At 55.6% G+C, this 22151-nt stretch carries 17 protein-coding genes; 15 read left to right on the top strand and 2 right to left on the bottom strand.

All coding sequences use genetic code 11. The annotated features are described in order from the left end of the window. The first annotated feature begins 80 nt into the window (after positions 1 to 80). The 8 genes from Q1Y74_RS04005 to Q1Y74_RS03970 all read left to right on the top strand — a co-directional run bounded on the left by Q1Y74_RS04005 (position 81) and on the right by Q1Y74_RS03970 (position 11539). Positions 81 to 1457, top strand: a complete 1377-nt coding sequence (locus tag Q1Y74_RS04005) for a glutamate synthase subunit beta (RefSeq protein ID WP_300812450.1) — start codon at positions 81 to 83, stop codon at positions 1455 to 1457. 582 nt (positions 1458 to 2039) lie between these two features. Beyond that, a complete protein-coding gene (gene asnB / locus Q1Y74_RS04000; RefSeq protein ID WP_300812449.1) occupies positions 2040 to 3743 on the top strand; it encodes an asparagine synthase B in 1704 nt (567 codons plus the stop codon). Between the two features lie 494 nt (positions 3744 to 4237). Then, complete coding sequence (gene dapF, locus Q1Y74_RS03995; protein ID WP_300812448.1) at positions 4238 to 5083, top strand: diaminopimelate epimerase; 846 nt, start codon at positions 4238 to 4240, stop codon at positions 5081 to 5083. A gap of 30 nt (positions 5084 to 5113) precedes the next feature. Next, positions 5114 to 6346: an LL-diaminopimelate aminotransferase gene (locus Q1Y74_RS03990; RefSeq protein ID WP_300812447.1), complete on the top strand. Its 1233-nt coding sequence runs from the start codon at positions 5114 to 5116 to the stop codon at positions 6344 to 6346. A gap of 120 nt (positions 6347 to 6466) precedes the next feature. Then, the gene (locus Q1Y74_RS03985; protein WP_300812446.1) at positions 6467 to 7171 is read left to right on the top strand and encodes a hypothetical protein; all 705 of its coding nucleotides are present in this window, start codon (positions 6467 to 6469) and stop codon (positions 7169 to 7171) included. Between the two features lie 32 nt (positions 7172 to 7203). Further along, positions 7204 to 7560 (top strand): P-II family nitrogen regulator, encoded by a 357-nt coding sequence (locus Q1Y74_RS03980; protein ID WP_300812445.1) that lies wholly within the window; start codon positions 7204 to 7206, stop codon positions 7558 to 7560. 110 nt (positions 7561 to 7670) lie between these two features. After that, positions 7671 to 9077, top strand: coding sequence for an ammonium transporter (locus tag Q1Y74_RS03975; protein ID WP_300812444.1), 1407 nt, complete (start codon positions 7671 to 7673; stop codon positions 9075 to 9077). A gap of 272 nt (positions 9078 to 9349) precedes the next feature. Then, positions 9350 to 11539 (top strand): glutamine synthetase III, encoded by a 2190-nt coding sequence (locus tag Q1Y74_RS03970; RefSeq protein ID WP_300812443.1) that lies wholly within the window; start codon positions 9350 to 9352, stop codon positions 11537 to 11539. Between the two features lie 234 nt (positions 11540 to 11773). Here the strand turns inward: Q1Y74_RS03970 and Q1Y74_RS03965 are convergent, their stop codons facing one another. Further along, on the bottom strand, positions 11774 to 12361 hold the full coding sequence (locus Q1Y74_RS03965) for a DUF308 domain-containing protein (RefSeq protein WP_300812442.1): 588 nt from the start codon (positions 12359 to 12361) through the stop codon (positions 11774 to 11776). A 542-nt stretch (positions 12362 to 12903) separates the two neighbouring features. On the opposite strand from Q1Y74_RS03965, the gene trpB reads away from it, so the two are divergent. The 7 genes from trpB to trpA all read left to right on the top strand — a co-directional run bounded on the left by trpB (position 12904) and on the right by trpA (position 19859). Beyond that, the gene (gene trpB / locus Q1Y74_RS03960) at positions 12904 to 14100 is read left to right on the top strand and encodes a tryptophan synthase subunit beta (RefSeq protein ID WP_300812441.1); all 1197 of its coding nucleotides are present in this window, start codon (positions 12904 to 12906) and stop codon (positions 14098 to 14100) included. Between the two features lie 40 nt (positions 14101 to 14140). Next, on the top strand, positions 14141 to 15550 hold the full coding sequence (locus Q1Y74_RS03955; RefSeq protein ID WP_300812440.1) for an anthranilate synthase component I family protein: 1410 nt from the start codon (positions 14141 to 14143) through the stop codon (positions 15548 to 15550). A 270-nt stretch (positions 15551 to 15820) separates the two neighbouring features. Beyond that, complete coding sequence (locus Q1Y74_RS03950; protein ID WP_300812439.1) at positions 15821 to 16429, top strand: aminodeoxychorismate/anthranilate synthase component II; 609 nt, start codon at positions 15821 to 15823, stop codon at positions 16427 to 16429. Between the two features lie 137 nt (positions 16430 to 16566). Then, a complete protein-coding gene (gene trpD / locus Q1Y74_RS03945) occupies positions 16567 to 17562 on the top strand; it encodes an anthranilate phosphoribosyltransferase (protein WP_300812438.1) in 996 nt (331 codons plus the stop codon). 4 nt (positions 17563 to 17566) lie between these two features. Continuing rightward, positions 17567 to 18406, top strand: coding sequence for an indole-3-glycerol phosphate synthase TrpC (gene trpC, locus Q1Y74_RS03940; protein ID WP_300812437.1), 840 nt, complete (start codon positions 17567 to 17569; stop codon positions 18404 to 18406). Continuing rightward, the gene (locus tag Q1Y74_RS03935) at positions 18403 to 19023 is read left to right on the top strand and encodes a phosphoribosylanthranilate isomerase (protein ID WP_300812436.1); all 621 of its coding nucleotides are present in this window, start codon (positions 18403 to 18405) and stop codon (positions 19021 to 19023) included. Before trpC ends, Q1Y74_RS03935 begins: the two co-directional genes overlap by 4 nt. A gap of 62 nt (positions 19024 to 19085) precedes the next feature. Next, positions 19086 to 19859 carry a tryptophan synthase subunit alpha gene (gene trpA / locus Q1Y74_RS03930; RefSeq protein WP_300812435.1) on the top strand — a complete coding sequence of 258 codons (774 nt, stop codon included), beginning with the start codon at positions 19086 to 19088 and terminating at the stop codon, positions 19857 to 19859. Positions 19860 to 20281: 422 nt separating this feature from the next. On the opposite strand, the gene Q1Y74_RS03925 is transcribed toward trpA, so the two are convergent. Further along, positions 20282 to 21040, bottom strand: coding sequence for a lysophospholipid acyltransferase family protein (locus Q1Y74_RS03925; RefSeq protein ID WP_300812434.1), 759 nt, complete (start codon positions 21038 to 21040; stop codon positions 20282 to 20284). Positions 21041 to 22151: the final 1111 nt, after the last annotated feature.

Below are 22151 nucleotides of genomic sequence, written 5' to 3'. Positions count from 1 at the left end.
AACTATTGGCTTCACTTCTTAACTCCTTAACTCCTGAATTCTCAATTCTCAATTCTCAATTCTTAATTATCAATTATTATATGGGAAACCCTAAAGCATTTCTCACCATCCCGCGCCAGGAGGCGGGATACAGACCGATACACGAGAGAATCAACGATTATAGCGAGGTGGAGCAGACGCTCAACACCGGCGAACGCAAACTGCAGGCCAGCCGCTGCATGGACTGCGGCGTGCCCTTCTGCCACTGGGCCTGCCCGCTGGGCAACCGCCCGCCCGAGTTCCAGGACGCCATGTACAAGGGACGTTGGAAAGAGGCTTACGAGATACTGACCCGCACGAACGACTTCCCCGAATTTACGGGCCGCATCTGCCCCGCCCTGTGCGAGAAGTCGTGCGTGCTGAAACTGTCGTTCGACGCCCCCGTCACCATCCGCGAGGACGAGGCCGCCATCATAGAAGCCGCCTTCCGCGAAGGCTACGTAGTACCCAAACAATATGAACGCAACGGCCGACGCGTGGCCGTCATCGGTTCCGGTCCTGCCGGACTGGCCGCCGCCAACCAGCTGAACCGCCGCGGCTACGAAGTGACTGTCTTCGAACGCGACGAGCAGGCAGGCGGACTGCTGCGCTACGGCATCCCCAACTTCAAGCTGGGCAAGAACATCATCGACCGCCGCCTGCGCATCATGGAAGCAGAAGGTATCACTTTCCAGACAGGCAGCGAGATAGACCTGGCGCACCTGCCCGAAGGGTTCGATGCCTACGCCGTCTGCACCGGCACGCCACAGGCCCGCGACCTGGCCATCCCCGGTCGCGACCTCGCAGGCATCCATTTCGCCATGGAGATGCTGGCGCAGCAGAACCGCGTGCTGGCCGGACAGACATTTGACAAGAAGGAGCGCATCACCGCTCGCGGCAAGCACGTGCTGGTCATCGGCGGCGGCGACACGGGCAGCGACTGCATCGGTACCTCGCACCGCCAGGGAGCCTTGAGCGTGACGCAGATTGAAATCATGCCCCAACCGCCCGTAGGCCACAATCCCGCCACCCCCTGGCCGCAGTGGCCCGTGGTGCTGAAGACCAGCTCCAGCCACGAAGAGGGATGCACCCGCCGCTGGTGCCTCAACTCCAACAAATTTATAGGTAAGAACGGTCATGTCACGGGTGTGGAGGTAGAAGAAGTGGAGTGGCTGCCTGCTCCCGAAGGCGGACGCCCCGTGATGAAGCCCACCGGACGGAAAGAAGTCATCCCGGCCGACCTGGTACTGTTGGCCATGGGCTTCCTGAAGCCGCAACTGCCCGTACTTCCGAAGAACGCCGTCGTGGCAGGCGATGCCGCCACCGGCCCCAGCCTCGTGGTAAAATGTATCGCTGCGGGAAGACGGGCTGCCGAGGAGATTGACCGGAGCCTCACCCCCCCTGCCCCCCTCTCCAAGGGGCGAGGGGGAGAAGGATAGAAAATGAACCTGTTGGCGGAATTTCGGCAACGCATGTCTCCCCCAGGTGCAAAGCAGGAAGCAGAAAGAAAAAAGTTTCAAAAGTTAGTTAGGCAACGAAACTACTGGTTTCAGATTGGTTTCATTTTTTGAAACCATCGGTTTCATCCCTTGAATCTACCGGTTTCACTGCTTGAAACTACCGGTTTCATCGCTTGAAACTACCGGTTTCATCGCTTGAAACCTTTATAGTTTCGACAGAGGCAGCCGATAGCCTTGCACCGATTCAACGCTGCCAACAAGTAAAAACTCAAGTTTTGCAAGTGCGAATTGAAAATCGGCGAAGCCAAACTTGCAGAAGTTAAAAGGAGTTATCGCCCACCAGGGTGGGCTTAGGAGTTAAAGCCAATAGCTTACGTGTATGGTCGGCATCCTTTTTCACAAAGGTTTTGGCTTAACTTCTCAACTCCTTAACTACAACCCGTTAATAAACTTGCGAAACTTGAGTAAAAAAGAAAAATAGTATAACACCCGAAGCATTCCCCCCCTCGCCCCTTGGAGAGGGGGCCGGGGGGGTGAGGCTTCTACCAATCAGCAATTATTATGTGTGGAATAGCCTGTATCTTCAACATCAAGGAACAAACACCCGAACTGAGGCAGAAAGCCCTCACCATGGCGAAACGCATCCGCCACCGCGGCCCCGACTGGAGCGGCATCTACTGCGGCGGCTCGGCCATCCTGGCCCATGAACGCCTGTCCATCGTCGACCCGCAGAGCGGCGGCCAACCCCTCTACTCGCCCGACCACCGGCAAGTGCTGGCTGTCAACGGCGAAATCTACAACCACCGCGACATCCGCGCCGAGTTTGCCGGACAATACGACTTCCAGACGGGCAGCGACTGCGAGGTCATCCTCGCTCTCTACCGCCGCTACGGCACGGACTTCATCGAACGGCTGAGCGGCATCTTCGCCTTCGCCCTCTACGACGAGGAGCGCGACGAGTTCCTCATTGCCCGCGACCCCATCGGTGTCATACCTTTATATATAGGACGCGATGCCGACGGCACCGTCTACTGCGCCAGCGAACTGAAGGCGCTGGAAGGCCTGTGCGACACGTACGAGCCCTTCCTCCCCGGCCACTATTACTGGAGCCGCGAGGGCGGGATGCGCCGCTGGTACAAGCGCGACTGGACTGACTACGAAGCCGTACGCAACCGCTACACTTCACTGCCTGCCGAGGAAGCCTGGCAGGCACAGGTGGCCGACGTGCGCACCGCCCTGGAGGACGCCGTGCGCCGCCAGCTGATGAGCGACGTGCCCTACGGCGTGCTGCTGTCCGGCGGACTGGACTCATCGGTCATCTCGGCCGTGGCCAAGCTCTATGCCGACCGCCGCATCGAGACCGACGGGCAGCAGGCCGCCTGGTGGCCGCAGCTCCACTCCTTCGCCGTGGGTCTGAAGGGCGCGCCCGACTTGGAGAAAGCCCGCCTGGTGGCCGAACACATCGGCACCGTCCACCACGAAATCCACTACACCATTCAGGAAGGTCTGGATGCCATCCGCGACGTCATCTACTACATCGAGACCTACGATGTCACCACCGTGCGTGCCTCCACGCCGATGTACCTGCTGGCCCGCGTCATCAAGTCAATGGGCATCAAGATGGTGCTCAGTGGCGAGGGGGCGGACGAAGTGTTCGGCGGCTACCTCTACTTCCACAAGGCACCCGACGCACAGGCTTTCCACGAAGAGACCGTCCGCAAGCTCTCCAAGCTCCACCTCTACGACTGCCTGCGCGCCAACAAGAGCCTCTCGGCCTGGGGCGTGGAGGGACGCGTGCCCTTCCTCGACAAGGAGTTTCTCGACGTGGCCATGCGCCTGAACCCGGCGGTGAAGATGTGTCCGGGACGCGAGATAGAGAAGCGCGTGGTGCGCGAAGCCTTTGCCCCGCTGCTGCCCGAAGCCGTGGCCTGGAGGCAGAAGGAACAGTTCTCCGACGGCGTGGGCTACTCCTGGATTGACACGCTGAAGGCCATGACCGCAGCCGCCGTCAGCGACGAGCAGATGGCCCGTGCCGCCGAACGCTTCCCCATCAATCCGCCGCAGAACAAGGAGGAATACTACTACCGCAGCATCTTCGAGGAACACTTCCCCAGCGACAGCGCCGCCCGTTCCGTGCCCAGCGTACCCAGCGTGGCCTGCTCCACCGCCGAAGCTCTTGCCTGGGATGCCGCGTTCAAGAACCTGAACGACCCCAGCGGCCGGGCAGTGGCAGGCGTACACGAACAAGCCTACCGGAAAGCATAATCTGCTCTACCCCCTAACCAACAATGCCAATGGCCCCTTCCCTCTACCGGTCTCCTGCCTGCCAGCAGCGACCGACAAGAGCGAAAGAAGGGGCCATTGTTTTTTTCACACTTCAATGAACCTGCATGCCAATCACCCATCAGCCACACGTTGACAAACCGACAAACATACGGTAGGAAGCCGCATCATTTTGTCAACAAAACACGCCGTCCGTTGTTTATAGTAAAGGAAAAACGGACGCACATATCCCGTACCCCATTCTGAAGCAACGTAAAAGAATCCTCTTGTTCATCTGCCCATAAGTTACAATTCATCTGAATACGCCACTAAATACTATCAAATCAAAAGCAAAAGACAAGATATGATTACCGACTGAAAGAAATAATAAATAAAGTATAAAAGAGAAACACATTTTACATATAATTATTCAAAACGTCGTATATTTGCATCGAAATCAAACAAAAAGATAACTAATTATATAAACTAAGTACAAAATGACAAAAGCTGTAAGATTTACCAAGATGCACGGAGCAGGCAACGACTACATCTACGTAGACACCACCCGATACCCCATTGAACACCCCGAAGAAGTGGCGGTGAGATGGAGCGCTCCACACACAGGGATAGGCAGCGACGGTCTTGTGCTTATAGGCAGTTCAGCCTGTGCCGACTTCAGCATGCGCATCTTCAACGCCGACGGCTCCGAAGCACGCATGTGCGGCAACGCCAGCCGCTGCATCGGCAAGTACCTGTATGACTACGGCCTGACTGCCAAGACGGAAGTGGCCCTTGAAACCCTCTCGGGCGTGAAACAGCTGAAGCTGCACGTAACGGACGGAAAAGTGGAAACGGTTACGGTGGATATGGGCATTCCGGCCGACGAGCTCGTGAACTACGACGGACAGGGAGCCAAACCCATGAGGGAACAGCCCGTCCTCACGGCCGACGGCCAGCAGTTCACAGGCACCGCCGTCAGCATGGGCAATCCCCATCTGGTGATTTTCGTGAACGACCTTAACGAAACAGATATTACCCAAGCCGGCCCGCAACTGGAACGTCACCCGCTTTTCCCCGGACGCATCAATGTGGAATTTGCCAAGGTGCTGCCCGACGGAACCATCCGGATGCGTGTCTGGGAGCGTGGTTCGGGTGTTACCCAAGCCTGCGGGACAGGAGCCTGCGCCACCGCAGTGGCCGCCTGCCTGACCGGCCGGACGGGCCGACGGTCGGAAATCATCATGGATGGAGGTCGGCTGACCATTGAATGGGACGAAGCCTCAGGACATGTGCTGATGACCGGACCCGCCGCCAAGGTATTCGATGGAGAAATGGAATTATAAATGAATAGACAAACTTAAACAACAAAAGAAATGGCATTAGTAAACGAACATTTTTTAAAGCTACCGGGCAGTTATCTGTTTTCAGACATCGCCAAGAAGATTAACACGTTCAAGATAACACACCCCAAACAAGACCTCATCCGGCTGGGCATAGGCGACGTGACCCGTCCGCTTCCCCCCGCCTGCATCGCGGCCATGCACAAGGCCGTGGACGAGATGGGCAGCGAGAAGACCTTCCGCGGATATGGTCCCGAACAGGGCTATGACTTCCTCATCGAAGCCATCATCAAGAACGACTTTGCCCCACGGGGCGTACACCTGTCGGCCGGCGAGATCTTCATCAACGACGGTGCCAAGAGCGACACGGGAAACATCGGCGAACTGCTGCGCTGGGACAACAGCATGGGCATCACCGACCCCGTCTATCCGGTCTACGTGGACAGCAACATCATGTGCGGACGGGCCGGCACGCTGGAGGATGACGGCCACTGGAGCAACGTCACCTACCTGCCCTGCACCGAGGAGAACGGCTTCGTGCCCGAAATCCCCGACAGGCGCATCGACCTCATCTACCTCTGCTATCCCAACAACCCCACCGGCACCACGCTGACCAAGGCCGAGCTGAAGAAGTGGGTGGACTATGCGCTGGACAACGACACACTTCTCGTGTTCGACGCCGCCTACGAGGCCTTTATCCGCGAAGACGACGTCCCCCACTCCATCTACGAGATAAAAGGAGCCAAGAAATGCGCCATCGAGATACGCAGCTTCTCGAAGACGGCCGGATTCACCGGTGTGCGCTGCGGCTACACCGTGGTGCCCAAGGAACTGACCGCCGCCACCCTGACGGGCGACCGCGTAGCCCTCAACAAGCTGTGGAACCGCCGCCAGTGTACCAAGTTCAACGGCACCAGCTACATCACCCAGCGGGCGGCCGAAGCCATCTACACCCCGGAAGGGAAGCAGCAGGTGAAGGCCAACATAGACTACTACATGGAGAATGCCCGCACCATGAAAGAGGGGCTTGAAAAGGCCGGACTGAAAGTGTACGGCGGCGTGAACGCTCCCTACATCTGGCTGAAGACACCGGACGGCATCAGTTCCTGGCGATTCTTCGAACAGATGCTCTACGAAGCCAACGTGGTGGGCACGCCGGGCGTGGGCTTCGGGCCGAGTGGCGAAGGCTACATCCGCCTGACCGCCTTCGGCAACCACTCTGACACAGCGGAGGCCATGCGCCGCATCCGCAACTGGTTGAAATAGGCATAAGGACGACAACATCGCATGCAAGGCAATCCCTACTTGATAGTTTCAGCGCTGACTATATAAATATGAGACGGACCGATCATCCGCAGATTAGTAAGAAGTAAAAGGTAAAAAGGTATGAAGACAAGAAACATGAAATTGGGGATAATAGCCACCGCGTTATTATCAGTGCCTTTCACAGCAAAGGCACAGGACAAAGTGGAGGCAACGGCCGGAGCCGACCTCGTGAGCAGCTACATCTGGCGCGGCCAGGACCTGGGCGGCGTAAGCATCCAACCCCGCGCATCCGTGTCCTACAAGGGCTTCTCGCTCGGAGCCTGGGGCTCAGTGGGACTGGAAAGCTCGGACACCAAGGAATTTGACCTGACACTGGGTTACACCACAGGCGGATTCAGCGCATCGGTCACCGACTATTGGTTCAACGGCGGACAGGGTTACTTCCACTACGGTGCCCGCAACACCATGCACGTGTTCGAGGCACAGGTGGGTTACGACTTCGGCCCGCTGGCCGTCAACTGGTACACCAACTTCGCGGGAGCCGACGGAGTGAAGGCCGACGGAGAGCGTGCCTACTCCTCGTACATCAGCGTAGCGGCTCCCTTCAGGCTGGGCGGCCTGGACTGGAAGGCCGAAATAGGTGCCACGCCCTGGGAAACCAGCTTCTACAACGGTGGCGCCGGCGGTTTCGAGGTGTGCAACCTCACCCTGAAGGCCGGCAAGGAAATCAAGGTTACCGACTCCTTCTCCCTGCCCCTGTTCTGTTCCGCCACCTGGAACCCGGCCACCGAGGGAGCCTACTTTGCAGCAGGGCTCAGTTTCTGACGAAGTACAAACCACAAATCACTGTTTAAGGTATGAAAAAGATTGAAGCTATCATCCGCAAGACCAAGTTCGAGGACGTGAAGGACGCGTTGCTCGAAGCGGACATCGAATGGTTCTCCTACTACGATGTCAGGGGAATTGGAAAGTCCAGAGAGGCCCGCATCTACCGCGGGGTCATGTACGACACCAGCTCCATCGAGCGCATCCTGATTTCCATCGTCGTACGCGACAAGAATGCCGAAAAGACCGTGCAGGCCATCATCAAGGCCGCACAGACGGGTGAGATAGGCGACGGACGTATCTTCGTCATCCCCATTGAAGATGCCATCCGCATCCGCACGGGCGAACGGGGCGACATTGCCCTCTACAATGCCGAACAGGAGAAGTAAGGCAGCACAACCCGATAGCCCGGACACTTTCCCCCGGTCCTGCACCTGCCCCACACGGAGGTGCGGATACCGGAAGCAATTTCTACAAGTACAACTAAAGCAAAATGATTATGGACAAATATACGAAACGTGGCATCAGGCCGTGGACGGCCGTTGCCATACTGACATTGCTATGCCTTGCAACCGACACATACGCACAAGACATCACCGCCGAAAGCATCGCCCCAACCGGAGCGGACCTCCCCGACACCGTAGCCCAGCTGGTATCGGGTGTCAACACCGTCTGGATGCTGCTGGCCGCCATGCTGGTATTCTTCATGCAGCCGGGCTTCGCGCTGGTCGAAGCCGGATTCACCCGCACCAAGAATACGGCCAACATCCTGATGAAAAACTTCGTGGACTTCATCTTCGGCTCGCTGCTCTACTGGCTGGTAGGCTTCGGCATCATGTTTGGATTGGGCGACCTCTTCGGCGCTCCCCATCTGATGAGCCTCGCCTTCGACAGCAACGGCCTGCCCGACCCCGCCTCGCTGCCCACCGAAGGCTTCCTGGTGTTCCAGACCGTGTTCTGCGCCACAGCGGCCACCATCGTCTCGGGCGCCATGGCCGAACGTACCAAGTTCTCCATGTACCTGGTATATACCATCTTCATCAGCGTGCTGATTTATCCCGTGTCCGGCCACTGGACGTGGGGCGGCGGATGGCTGATGAACGGCGACGAAGGCTCGTTCATGATGAACCTCTTCGGCACCACCTTCCACGACTTCGCCGGCTCCACCATCGTCCACTCCGTGGGCGGCTGGATAGCCCTGGTAGGCGCCGCCATCCTGGGCCCCCGCATCGGCAAGTACGGCAGAGACGGCAAGTCCAGAGCCATCCCCGGCCACAACCTCACCCTCGCGGCCCTGGGCGTGTTCATCCTGTGGTTCGGCTGGTTCGGCTTCAACCCCGGCTCGCAGCTGGCTGCCGCTACTACCGACGACCAGGTGGCCATCTCGCTTGTCTTCCTCAACACCAACCTGGCCGCCTGCGCAGGCGGATGCTTCGCCCTGCTGGTCAGCTGGATGAAGTATGGCAAGCCCTCCCTGTCGCTGACGCTGAACGGCATTCTGGCCGGACTGGTAGGCGTGACGGCCGGTTGCGACGCCGTCTCTCCGGCAGGAGCCGTCGCCATAGGAAGCATCTGCGGCTGTCTGATGATATTCGCCGTAGACTTCATCGACAAGGTGCTGAAGATTGACGACCCCGTAGGCGCCAGCTCCGTACACGGCGTATGCGGTTTCACGGGAACCGTCCTCACCGGTCTGTTCTCCACCAGCGAAGGCCTGTTCTACGGTGGCGGATGGAACTTCCTGGGAGCGCAGCTGTTCGGCGCGCTGGTCGTAGGAGCCTGGGCCGCCGGCATGGGATTCGTCATCTTCAAACTGCTTGACAAGGTTCACGGCCTCCGCGTACCCGGACGAGTGGAAGAAGAAGGCCTCGACATCTACGAACACGGAGAGTCGGCCTACAACTAAGCCCGCAGGCCTCAGCAGCCAACTCATTGTGAAACAACCGCATACGAGTTTATTCTGATTTACTGAAAATAAACTGTCAGTTTAATAGCTATAAACCGGGAGCTTAATCGGACTAAACCGAGAGTTTAATCGCTTTAAACTGACAGTTTAATCAGACTAAACTGACGCTATACTTCGGATAAAGCAACCGGAAGCCCCGGAGACGCCTGCCACGCTTTGCGGAGCTTACGAAAAAAAAGAACATATTTCAAACCAATAAAGAAACGAGTATTATGTCAAAATTGAGATTCAGAGTCGTAGAAACGGCGTTCAAGAAGAAGCCGGTAGTCGTGGAGACACCGGCGGAACGCCCGTCAGAGTACTTTGCCAAGTACGTGTTCAACAAGGAAAAGATGTTCCGCTATCTGCCGAGCAAGGTCTATGCCAAGCTGATTGACGTCATAGACAACGGCGCCACGCTGGACCGCAGCATTGCCGACGAGGTGGCCGCAGGCATGAAGAAGTGGGCCACCGAAATGGGAGCCACCCACTACACCCACTGGTTCCACCCCCTGACCGAAGGCACGGCCGAGAAGCACGACGCCTTCGTGGAGCACGACGGCAAGGGAGGAGTCATGGAAGAGTTCACCGGCAAGCTGCTCGTACAGCAGGAGCCCGACGCCTCCAGCTTCCCCAACGGCGGCATCCGCAACACCTTCGAGGCGCGCGGATACTCGGCCTGGGACCCCTCGTCGCCCGCCTTCATCGTGGACGACACCCTGTGCATCCCCACCATCTTCATTGCCTACACGGGCGAATCGCTGGACTACAAGGCCCCGCTCCTGAAGGCCCTGCGCGCCGTGGACAAGGCCGCCACAGACGTCTGCCACTACTTCAACCCCGACGTGAAGAAAGTATATGCCTACCTGGGCTGGGAGCAGGAATATTTCCTCATAGACGAAGGCCTGTATGCCGCACGCCCCGACCTGCTGATGACGGGCCGCACGCTGACCGGACACGACTCCGCCAAGAACCAGCAGCTGGAGGACCACTACTTCGGAGCCATTCCGCCCCGCGTGGCCGCCTTCATGAAGGAGCTGGAGATTGAAGCCCTGAAGCTGGGCATCCCCGTCAAGACACGCCACAACGAGGTGGCCCCCAACCAGTTTGAGCTGGCACCCGTCTTTGAGGAATGCAACCTGGCCGTAGACCACAACATGCTCATCATGGCCCTGATGCGCAAAATCGCACGCCACCACGGCTTCCGCGTGCTGCTCCACGAAAAGCCCTTCAAGGGAGTGAACGGCAGCGGCAAGCACAACAACTGGTCGCTGGGCACCGACACGGGCATCCTGCTCCACGCCCCCGGCAAGACCCCCGAGGAGAACCTGCGCTTCATCACGTTCGTGGTCAACACGCTGATGGCCGTCTACCGCCACAACGGCCTGCTGAAGGCCTCCATCTCCAGCGCCACCAACGCCCACCGTCTGGGTGCCAACGAAGCTCCCCCCGCCATCATCTCCTCCTTCCTGGGCAAGCAGCTCTCGCAGGTATTGGCCCACATCGAGGAAAGTGACAAGGACGAACTGATCAGCCTCAGCGGCAAGCAGGGCATGAAACTGGACATCCCCCAGATACCCGAGCTGATGATAGACAACACCGACCGCAACCGCACCTCGCCCTTCGCCTTCACCGGCAACCGCTTCGAGTTCCGTGCCGTAGGGTCGGAAGCCAACTGCGCCAGCGCCATGATAGCCCTGAACACCGCCCTGGCCGAACAGCTGGCCGAGTTCAAGCAGGACGTGGACGCGCTGATGGAGAAAGGCGAACCCAAGATGTCGGCCATCCTGGAAGTCATCCGCAAGTACATCAAGATTTGCAAGCCCATCCACTTCGACGGAAACGGCTACAGCGACGAGTGGAAGGCCGAGGCACAGAGACGCGGCCTGGACTGCGAGACCAGCGTCCCCCTCATCTTCGACAACTACCTGAAGCCCGAAAGCATCGCCATGTTCGAGAAGACAGGTGTCATGAGCAAGAAGGAACTGGAAGCGCGCAACGAGGTGAAGTGGGAAACCTACACCAAGAAAATACAGATTGAAGCCCGCGTACTGGGCGACCTGGCCATGAACCACATCATCCCCGTGGCCACCCAGTACCAGACCGAGCTGATAGACAACGTCTACAAGATGAAAGAGCTCTTCCCGGCCGAGAAGGCCGCCAAACTCTCGGCCAAGAATCTGGAACTCATCGAGGAGATTGCCGACCGCACCGCCTTCATCAAGGAGCACGTGGATGCCATGATAGAAGCCCGCAAGGTGGCCAACAAGATTGCCGGCGAGCGCAGCAAGGCCATCGCCTACCACGACACCATCGTTCCGGCCATGGAGCAGATACGCTACCACATCGACAAGCTCGAACTGATTGTCGACAACCAGATGTGGACGTTGCCCAAGTACAGGGAGTTGCTGTTCATCCGATAACTCGCATGACAAGAGATTCCACAGAGAGATTGAGCTGAAAGCTTATTTCTTTTGTTGGTTGTTTTAAGTTTGCCGGGCAGGCTTTGTTGCGAAACAAGGCCTGCCCTATTTTTCTTTTCCCTCCTGCCCATGCGATTGGACAGACTGCGGACAAGACAAGGAAAGGGGGTGTGCCGGCAACTCTCCGTGCCTGCACACCCCCTTTCTCAATCGGAACCGACCGTACGCCGCACGTCAGTCGTTCACGATCTCGGCATCTTCCACATCGGTACTGTTCTGAAGCGCGGAACTGCCTCCTGCCGTCGGTTTGGGACGGCGGCGGGAGAATACGAACCAGTTCAGCAATTCGGACAGGGCATAGACCAAGCTGCTGACGCCAATGATGATGAAGGCCGTTGAACGGACGCCTGTGGGATTGAACAACGCCACCACGCCGGCAATCAGAATCAGCACCGGCACCACATAGTAGCCACCGGGTACACGCATCCAGCGGCGGGCAGACACCAGCGAGGCAATCTGCTGCACCCCGCCCAGCGCCAGAATGAAGCCCAGCACAAACGTCAGCAGGTCGGCAAAGAATCCGGGCATAATCATCAGCCAAAGCCCGAACAGCAGGCTGCCCACTCCCTCAATCGGGAAGCGGCGGCTGCCATCTTTCCCCAATGCGAAATAACCGATGAGACTGATGAGCGAAGGTATCAGGAACACCACCCCCACCGTAATCACCAGGTATTCACCTGCCTGATTGGGAAACATCACCAGAATCAGGCCAATGACAAGCGCACACACAGCGCGCAGGAATGAATAACTTAATCCTCTCATATACTTCTTGGTTTTTCTGCGAAGATACATCTTTATCCGAACAACGCACAGAAATAAAATGAAAAAAATGCACCAACACTCAGTTCGTCCCTATCCAGGCATTCAAGTCTTCGGCTATAAATAGCCAAAACAACAACAGCAAAATGGCGATGACCACGCCCACGGTAATCCAATGACTTCGTTTCATAATTGATTCCTACATTTATTGGTTATGCAAGTTCCGCTAGCAGCAACGATACTCGTACCCAAAACACCTGCCGGCCTTTTTTTGTTCAGACAAAGAAAAAAAGTAAGCAAATCTTTGGAAATCCAAATAAAGTGTCTATATTTGCCCCGTAAAACTAAAAAAAAGCAATGAAAACAAGAATGACAAATACATATTGGTGGTGGCGTCCGTTACAACTCCTGCAGTCGTAAGGGGAGCAGCGCTCGTATGTATATATCCGTCATCTAACCGAACAATATCAGAAAGAGCCCTGTCGCACTTGCGGCAGGGCTCTTTTCGTTATCCATCGTTTCATCACAATTAAACCTCTACAAATATGACTACATTCTTAGTTGACAACCAAGGCTACTACGGAGAATTCGGCGGAGCCTACATCCCCGAAATCCTCCATCGGTGCGTCAAGGAACTGCAGGACACCTACCTCGGTGTCCTGCAAAGTGAAGACTTCCGTCAGGAGTACGAACGTCTGCTCCGCGACTACGTGGGACGGCCTTCGCCGCTCTACCTGGCCTCCCGCCTCTCGGAAAGATACGGATGCCGGATTTACCTGAAACGGGAAGACCTGAACCACACCGGCGCGCACAAAATCAACAACACCATCGGACAGATTCTGCTGGCACGCCGCATGGGCAAGAAACGCATCATTGCCGAGACGGGCGCCGGACAGCACGGCGTGGCCACGGCCACCGTCTGCGCCCTGACGGGCATGGAGTGCATTGTCTATATGGGCAAGACCGACGTGGAACGCCAGCACGTCAATGTGGAAAAGATGAAGATGCTGGGGGCCACGGTGGTACCTGTGACTTCGGGCAACATGACCCTGAAAGATGCCACCAACGAAGCCATCCGCGACTGGTGCTGCCATCCGCAGGACACCTATTACATCATAGGCTCCACCGTAGGACCCCATCCCTACCCAGACATGGTGGCACGGCTCCAGTCTGTCATCAGCGAGGAAATCAGGAAGCAGTTGCTGGAACAGGAAGGGCGCGACTATCCCGACTACCTCATGGCCTGCGTGGGCGGCGGAAGCAATGCTGCCGGAACTATCTACCACTACATAGACGACCAGCGGGTGAAGATAGTGCTGGCCGAAGCCGGAGGGAAAGGCGTGGAAAGCGGCATGACCGCCGCCACCATCGCACTGGGGCAGACGGGCATCATCCACGGAGCACGGACCTACGTCATACAGAACGAGGACGGACAGATAGAAGAGCCATACTCCATCTCGGCCGGCTTGGACTATCCGGGCATCGGACCCATGCACGCCAATCTGGCCAAACAGAAGCGCGCCCTGGTCCTCTCCGTCAACGACGACGAAGCCATCCGGGCCGCCTACCGCCTGACCCGCCTGGAGGGCATCATCCCCGCCCTGGAAAGTGCCCACGCCCTGGGTGCACTGGAGCAGATGCACTTCCGTCCCACGGATGTCGTCGTACTGACCGTATCGGGCCGCGGCGACAAGGACATGGAGACCTACCTGAGAGAGAGACCGCAGACCGAAAATTTCTAAGTCATTAACCATTCACCATTCACCATTCACCATTAACCCCATGACTACCTCCAACCGTTACCACTATACCACCCGCAGCCGTATCCTGCTGGGCGACCTGCACACCCCGGTAAGTACCTATCTGAAGGTACGCGACGTCTTTCCGCAAAGCGCCCTGATGGAGAGCTCCGACTACCACGGAAGCGAAAACAACCGCTCTTTCATTGCTCTCTGTCCACTGGCCAGCATCAGCATAGACCACGGCACCGCCATCTTCCGCCTGCCCGACGGCCGGCGCGAAGAACGGGCCGTGACCGACAGCTACCGGGTGGAAAACGCCGTCAACGACTTCCTGGGCCGCTTCCGGGTAGAGGGAGAGTACAGCCACTATTGCGGCCTGTATGGCTACACCTCTTTCAATGCCGTGCGTTACTTTGAACAGATAGACGTGAAGGACAGCCGCGAGACCACCAACGATGCCCCCGACATGCTCTATATCCTATATAAGTATCTGATTGTGTTCAACGACTTCCGCAACGAAATGATGATACTCGAAATGCTGGCCGACAACGAAAGCAGTGAACTGGACAAAGTGCAGAAAGCCATCAACAACCGCAACTACACCGCCTACGACTTCCACGCCACCGGTCCCGTCACCTCTCCGCTCACCGACGAAGAACACAAGGCCAACATCCGCCGGGGCATTGCCCATTGCCTGCGGGGCGACGTATTCCAGATAGTACTCTCGCGACGCTTCGAGCAACGCTTCGTGGGCGACGACTTCAAGCTCTACCGTGCCCTGCGCAGCATCAATCCCTCGCCCTATCTGTTCTACTTCGACTTCGGCGGCTTCCGTATCTTCGGCTCCTCGCCCGAGACACACTGCCGCATCGAAGGGCGCCGTGCCTACATCGACCCCATTGCCGGTACCACCCGCCGCACCGGTAATCCCGAGCAGGATGCCGCCAACGCCCGCTACCTGCGCGACAATCCGAAAGAGAACGCCGAGCACGTGATGCTGGTAGACCTGGCCCGCAACGACCTCTCTCGCAACTGCCACGACGTTCAGGTGGACTTCTACAAGGAAACGCAATATTACAGCCACGTCATCCACCTGGTGAGCCGCGTCAGCGGGACGCTGAACGACGGTGCCGACCCCGTGAAGGCTTTCGTGGACACCTTTCCGGCAGGCACCCTGAGCGGAGCACCGAAAGTGCGGGCCATGCAGCTCATCAGCCAGATTGAGCCCCATAACCGCGGTGCCTATGGCGGTTGCATAGGCTTCATCGGACTGGACGGTTCGCTCAACCAGGCCATCACCATCCGCACCTTCGTCAGTCGCAACGGCGTGCTCTGGTTCCAGGCAGGAGGAGGCATCGTGGCACGCAGCAACGAGGAATACGAACTGCAGGAAGTGAACAACAAACTGGGAGCCCTGAGAAAAGCCATCGAAATGGCAGAGAAGATGTAGAACCACCATCCACAAATATAATATATTTAAGTTTCGGTTTTACCGAATTGAAAATCGGCGAAGCCAAACTTGCAGGAGTTAGAGGAGTTAGAAGGAGTTATCGCCCGCCAGGACGGGCTTAGAAGTTAAAGGCCAATAGACCTGTTACTGCCAATTTTTCCTTTTGTAAGACTATCGGCTTTAACTTCTAGCAAAGCAAAGCGAAGTGACAACTTCTATAACTTCTTAACTTCCAGTGAAATATCAAACCCAAAACTTGAGTAATATAGTATGAAAACTGCACTCATTGACAACTACGACTCGTTCACCTACAACCTGGCCCACCTGCTGAAGGAGCTGGGCGCCGAAGTGGACGTGGTACGCAACGACCGGTTCCAACTGAAGGAACTGGAACGATATGACAAGATTGTCCTCTCGCCCGGCCCGGGCATCCCCGAAGAAGCAGGACTGCTGACGGAAGTCATCCGTACCTATGCCGGCAAGAAACCGATGCTGGGCATCTGTCTGGGCGAGCAGGCCATCGGACAGATATTCGGCGGACGGCTGACCAACCTCAGTGAGGTTTTCCACGGTGTACAGACCCCTACCCGCCTGGTAAGAGGAACTGCCGTAGGAACCAAAGAAGGATTCATCCTCGAAGAAGACTACATCTTCCACGGCCTGCCCCGGGAGATACAGGTGGGACGTTACCACTCGTGGGTGGTGGACACCGACGGATTTCCTCCGCAACTGGCCGTCACGGCTGTCAGCCCCGAAGGTCAGATTATGGCTCTGAAGCACCGCAGCTACGACATCCACGGCATCCAGTTCCATCCCGAATCGGTATTGACGCCTGACGGAAAGGCCATCGTCCGCAACTGGCTGCAATACAGCGGTTAGTGGTCAACGGTTAGCGGTTAGTGATTAGTGGTCAACGGTTAGCGGTTAGTGATTAGTACCCATTCTGCCATTCATCATTTATCATTAACCATTTACCATTAACCATTCATCACTCTTCTTCAATCAGTCAAAAACGTATGAAAGCAATATTATCCCGCCTCTTCAACCACGAAGAGCTCAGCACGGAAGAGAGCAGACAACTGCTGCTCAACATCACACAAGGCATGTATCCCGAAGCGCAGGTAGCCGCCATGCTCACCGCCTTCCAGATGCGCGCCATCACGGTGGACGAACTCATAGGCTTCCGGGAAGCCCTGATGGAAACCCGCATTCCCATAGACTTCGCCCCTTATCGCCCCATAGACATTGTAGGAACGGGAGGCGACGGCAAGAACACCTTCAACATCTCCACCTGCGCCTGCTTCGTCGTGGCAGGTGCCGGCTACAAAGTGGCCAAGCACGGCAACTACGGAGCCACCTCGGTGAGCGGTGCCAGCAACGTCATGGAGCAGCACGGCGTGCGCTTCAGTAACCGGCCCGACCGGCTGCAGCGCAGCATGGACGAGTGCAACATGGCCTATCTGCACGCCCAGCTGTTCAATCCCGCCATGAAGCTGGTAGGACCGGTACGCCGCGCTCTGGGTGTCCGCACCCTGTTCAACCTATTGGGACCACTCGTCAATCCCTGCCGCCCCGCCTATCAGCTATTGGGAGTGGCCGACCTGGCACAAATGCGTCTCTACACCAACGTATTCTACAAACTGGGCATTGACTTTGCCGTGGTCAACAGTCTGGACAGTTACGATGAAATATCCTTGACAGACGAGTTCAAGGTAATGACCCGCAACTACGAGCGCATCTACAGACCCCGAACATTAGGCTTCGGCGAAGCGCGCCCCGAGGAACTGTCGGGAGGCAGCACGCAGCAGGATGCCGCCCGCATCTTCGACAACATCCTGAACAGATGTGCCACGCCGGCACAGACCCAGTGTGTAGTAGTAAATGCCGCCTTTGCCATCCAGGTAATGGAACCTATGAAAGAGATTGAGGAATGCATTGCCATTGCCCGCGAATCGCTGGAAAGCGGCAAAGCCCTGAATACACTGAAGAAATTCATCGAACTAAACAGTTGAAACCATGAAAGATATATTGTCTGAAATCGTAGAGAACAAGAAGGCCGAAATCGCCTGCCAAAAACAGATAGTCCCGCCCGGACAACTGCGTACACAGGCCGAATCGCTGGAACGGAAAAATCGTAGCATGAAACAGGCATTGGCCCAATCGCCCACGGGCATCATAGCTGAATTCAAGCGTCGTTCGCCTTCCAAAGGATGGATAGCCCAAGAGGCTGAGGCCGCCGTCATCCCCGCCGCCTACCAGTCAGCAGGAGCCGCAGCCCTGTCCATCCTGACAGACGAAAAATACTTCGGAGGTAATCTGCGAGACCTGCGTACAGCACGCCCTACGGTAAACCTGCCCATTCTGCGCAAGGACTTCATTGTAGACGAGTACCAACTGTGGCAGGCACGCATTGCAGGTGCCGATGCCGTACTGCTGATAGCCGCCTGTCTGACGCCTGAACGATGTGCGGAACTGGCGGAACAGGCACACACCCTCAGTCTGGAGGTACTGCTGGAGATACACTCTCCCGCCGAGCTGGCCTACGCCGCCTGCCGTCCGGACATGCTGGGAGTAAACAACCGCAACCTGGGCACCTTCCATACCGACGTACAGAACTCGTTCAGACTGGCGGAAGAATTGAAACGGACAGCCGGGCAAGAAGCCGGTGCTCCGCTGCTCGTATCGGAAAGCGGACTTGCACAGCCCGAAACCGCAGCGGCCCTTCGCACAGCCGGTTTCCGCGGCTTCCTCATCGGAGAGACGTTCATGAAGACCGCCTCACCGGGCCAGTCACTGAAAGACTTCATCAAGCAGATAGACACAGCATCTTACTTACTGAAACAACGACCTTTATGAATACACTTATTAAAATATGTGGCATGACCGAAGCCGAAAACATCCGCCAGGTCGAAGAACTGGGTGTAGACCTGATAGGGTTCATCTTCTATCCCTACTCCCCCCGGTGTGTCTGCGAACTGCCAGCCTACCTGCCGCTCCGTGCCGGGCGGGTAGGTGTATTCGTCAACGAGCACAAGGAAAATGTGCTGATGTATGCCGACCGCTTCGGGCTGGAATATGTGCAACTGCACGGCAACGAGACACCCGAATATTGTCACGCCATCCAAAACAGCGGCCTGCATGTCATCAAGACTTTCTCCATCGCCACCGGCAAAGACCTGGCCGCCATTTCCTCCTACGAAGGATTATGCAACTACTATCTCTTCGACACCAAATGTCCGCAATTCGGAGGTTCGGGCAACCAGTTCGACTGGAGCCTGCTGCAACGATACCGGGGAACCACCCCTTTCCTGCTGAGCGGTGGCCTCAACCTGTACAGCGCGAAAGCCATCCGCCAATTCCGCCACCCCCGCTTCGCCGGCATAGACCTGAACAGCCGCTTTGAAATCCGCCCCGGAGTGAAGGATGTGGAACGGATCCGGCAATTTATCCATCAGATCAAGAATGAAGGATGAGGAACAAACCATCCCCATCCGACCCATTCTCCAAATGTCAAACCAATCATCAACTAAAGACTATGAACCGTATCAACCAACTATTCAAAGACAACCCCCAAAATCTGCTTTCCATTTATTTCTGTGCCGGATGCCCCACCCTCGACGGCACTGCCGACGTCATCCGCACCCTTCAGGACAACGGAGTGGACATGATTGAGATAGGCATCCCCTTCAGCGACCCCATGGCCGACGGCATCGTCATACAGGAAGCCGCCACCCGTGCCCTGCGCAACGGCATGTCGCTCCGCCTGCTCTTCAGCCAGCTGAAGGACATCCGCCGCGACGTACACATTCCCCTCATCCTGATGGGTTATCTCAACCCCATCATGCACTACGGCTTCGAGGCCTTCTGCAAGCAATGCCAGGCGTGCGGCATCGACGGCGTCATCATCCCCGACCTGCCTTTCCGCGACTATGAAAAGGCCTATAAGAAGACCACGGAAACGTATGGCCTGCGCGTCATCATGCTCATCACTCCCGAGACCGAAGAAACTCGTGTACGCGAGATTGACGCCCATACAGACGGCTTCATCTACATGGTCTCTTCTGCCGCCACCACCGGTGCCCAGCACGACTTCAACGCACAAAAACAGGCTTACTTCAAACGGATAGCGGATATGCGCCTGCACAATCCGCGCATGGTAGGCTTCGGCATCAGCAACCGCCAGACTTTCGAAGCAGCCTGTGCCCACGCCTCGGGAGCCATCATCGGCAGCCGTTTTGTCACACTGCTGAACGAAGCGGAAGGAGACGCGCAAAAGGCCATCAGACAGCTGAAGGCCGAAATAAATTAGGGACATTCAGAGAAATGTCCCCAAGTAAAAAACAATGTGTGAAGAGTCCGTGTCAAGTCAAGGAACCGCCCTCCTTTAGGCATGAATTACACGGCAGTTCGTGGGTTATGACTTCAAGTTCCGGATTTCAGATTCTACCGGAAGTTAAGAAGGGATAGAAGTTGTCACTTTGATGCGCTTCGTCAGCAGTGAAAGCCGATAGCCTTATAATGGATAATGATTAATGAGTCGCAGAATTCCTTTTATTCTTCATTCCTCATTCTTCATTGGCTCATCTATCGGTCTCTTACATCCAAGCCCGCCCTGGCGGGCGATGGCTTCTTCTCACTCCTGCAAGTTTGACTTCGCCGATTATCAATTCGGGAAATCCGAAACTTGAAGTTCTGCCAAAGCCTTAATTTGAATCATTCAGAGATTTAAGTTCAGGCATTCCGGGGGTCATCGTTCACCTTTCCTCTATATTTTTCCGGGAGCCCGCTTTCCACAGCTGCATACGCTTCACTCATGGTAAGCCTGATGTTCTCGGCCCCTTTCCCTTTTGGAGGAATAGGAGTATGAATGGTCAGCGTAAGCCGATGCCAATGAATCCATTTTCCAGTACGCGGCAACACCTCAAAAGACCCGTTTATGGTAACAGGCACCACTGCCAGCTGCAAATCGTCGGCCAGCTGAAAAGCGCCACGTTTGAAACTGCCCAAATGACCGGTAAAGGTGCGGGCACCCTCCGGAAAAACGACCAACGAAACACCATCTGTCAAAGATGCCTCAGCCTGCCGCATGGTAGACAACATTTTTTTCGGATTGCTGCGGTCCACAAAAATATGCCCGGCGCTTTCACAGGCTTTACCTACAAACGGAATTTTCCTCAGGCTCTTCTTCATCATCCATTTGAAGTTGCGCCCCAGGAAACCATAAATCAGAAATATATCAAAAGCTCCCTGATGGTTAGGAACAAAAACATAAGAAGTACGGTCATGCAATTTTTCCTGCCCCTGCACTTTAACAGGCAGCAACAGCAAATAACAAGTCAGCTGGGACCAGATTTTACCAGGATAATATCCCCACACATGTGCCCCCCCTATCAGCGAACCGACAATAGTAACCAATGCAGTCAACAAAGTCAACACCAGCAGAATAGGCAAGGCTATACAAACCTGATAAATGTAATAAAGGAACCTCATAGAATGGAAATATTGTTATTATTTTAGTTTCACAAGTTTATTAAAAGTTTAAGTTTCGCAAGTTTATTAACGGGTTGTAGTTAAGCAGTTAAGAAGTTAAGCCAATACCTCTGTGAAAAAGGATGCCAACCATACGTTTAAGCTATTGGCTTTAACTCCCAAGACCACCCTGATGGGCGATAACTCCTTTTACTCCTTCATCTCCTGCAAGTTTGGCTTCGCCAATCTTCAAACTGCACTTGCGAAACATGAGTTTCTTCTGGTCTCCATATACAAATTCACGCATCATCAGCAACTATTTCTTGCACCACGAAAAAAACGGGAAACGCATTTCATACAGATGAAGGTATCCTGCCGCACAAGCGGCGACACGTGCCGCAAGCATACTCTGTCAACAGACCCGACTTCAACTTCAACCATCTGCATTGACGTTTCTCTGCGCAAAGCTACAAATAAATAAGGAAAAAGAACGAAAGTTCCACATAGAAAAAGAAAAAGTCCGCGATATCCATCCGGAAAAACATCCGCATACAAGCGTATGGATGACAAAACGGAAAGAAAGGACGACACCGGCAGAAAAACAGGCGGCAAGACATCACAAAGCAAACGGACACAATCGTCAAACAGCTTATCCGGCAACTGCATGGCAAACGTCCCACACACAAGATGTAACGGGTGATAAAACCGGCTGCCTATTTATTCCATCAGCAACTGTACATCAACAGTTTGGCCAACAGACGGATGGAAACAGGAATGCCAATCGCCCGCCCCTCACGCCACACCGGCATTCAAGTCATCTACCCACTAATCATCCCACCTCGCATGAAAAAGCTATACGCATCTTCAGTAAGCATATATTGCAAAGTAGACATGGCAATACGTCAGACTCTCCTTGAGTATTACTTATTTTTAATAAAAAAGTCAAATTGAACGGTTGGATGAATTAAAGAAAACGGTTACCTTTGCCTTTGGTTTTAAAACGGACTTACGTTTTTATTAATTATAACTAACTAAAAGAGCTAATTATGACTTATTCACACGAAGTGGAACACATGTGTGTTGTAAAGAAGGGTCCTAACCACGGACCGGCTCCTATTCCCGAAGAAGGTAA

The organism is uncultured Bacteroides sp., from assembly GCF_949298305.1.
Classification (GTDB): domain Bacteria; phylum Bacteroidota; class Bacteroidia; order Bacteroidales; family Bacteroidaceae; genus Bacteroides.
The sequence above is the reverse complement of the archived record's forward strand: the minus strand, read 5'-3'. Positions and strand labels throughout refer to the sequence as shown.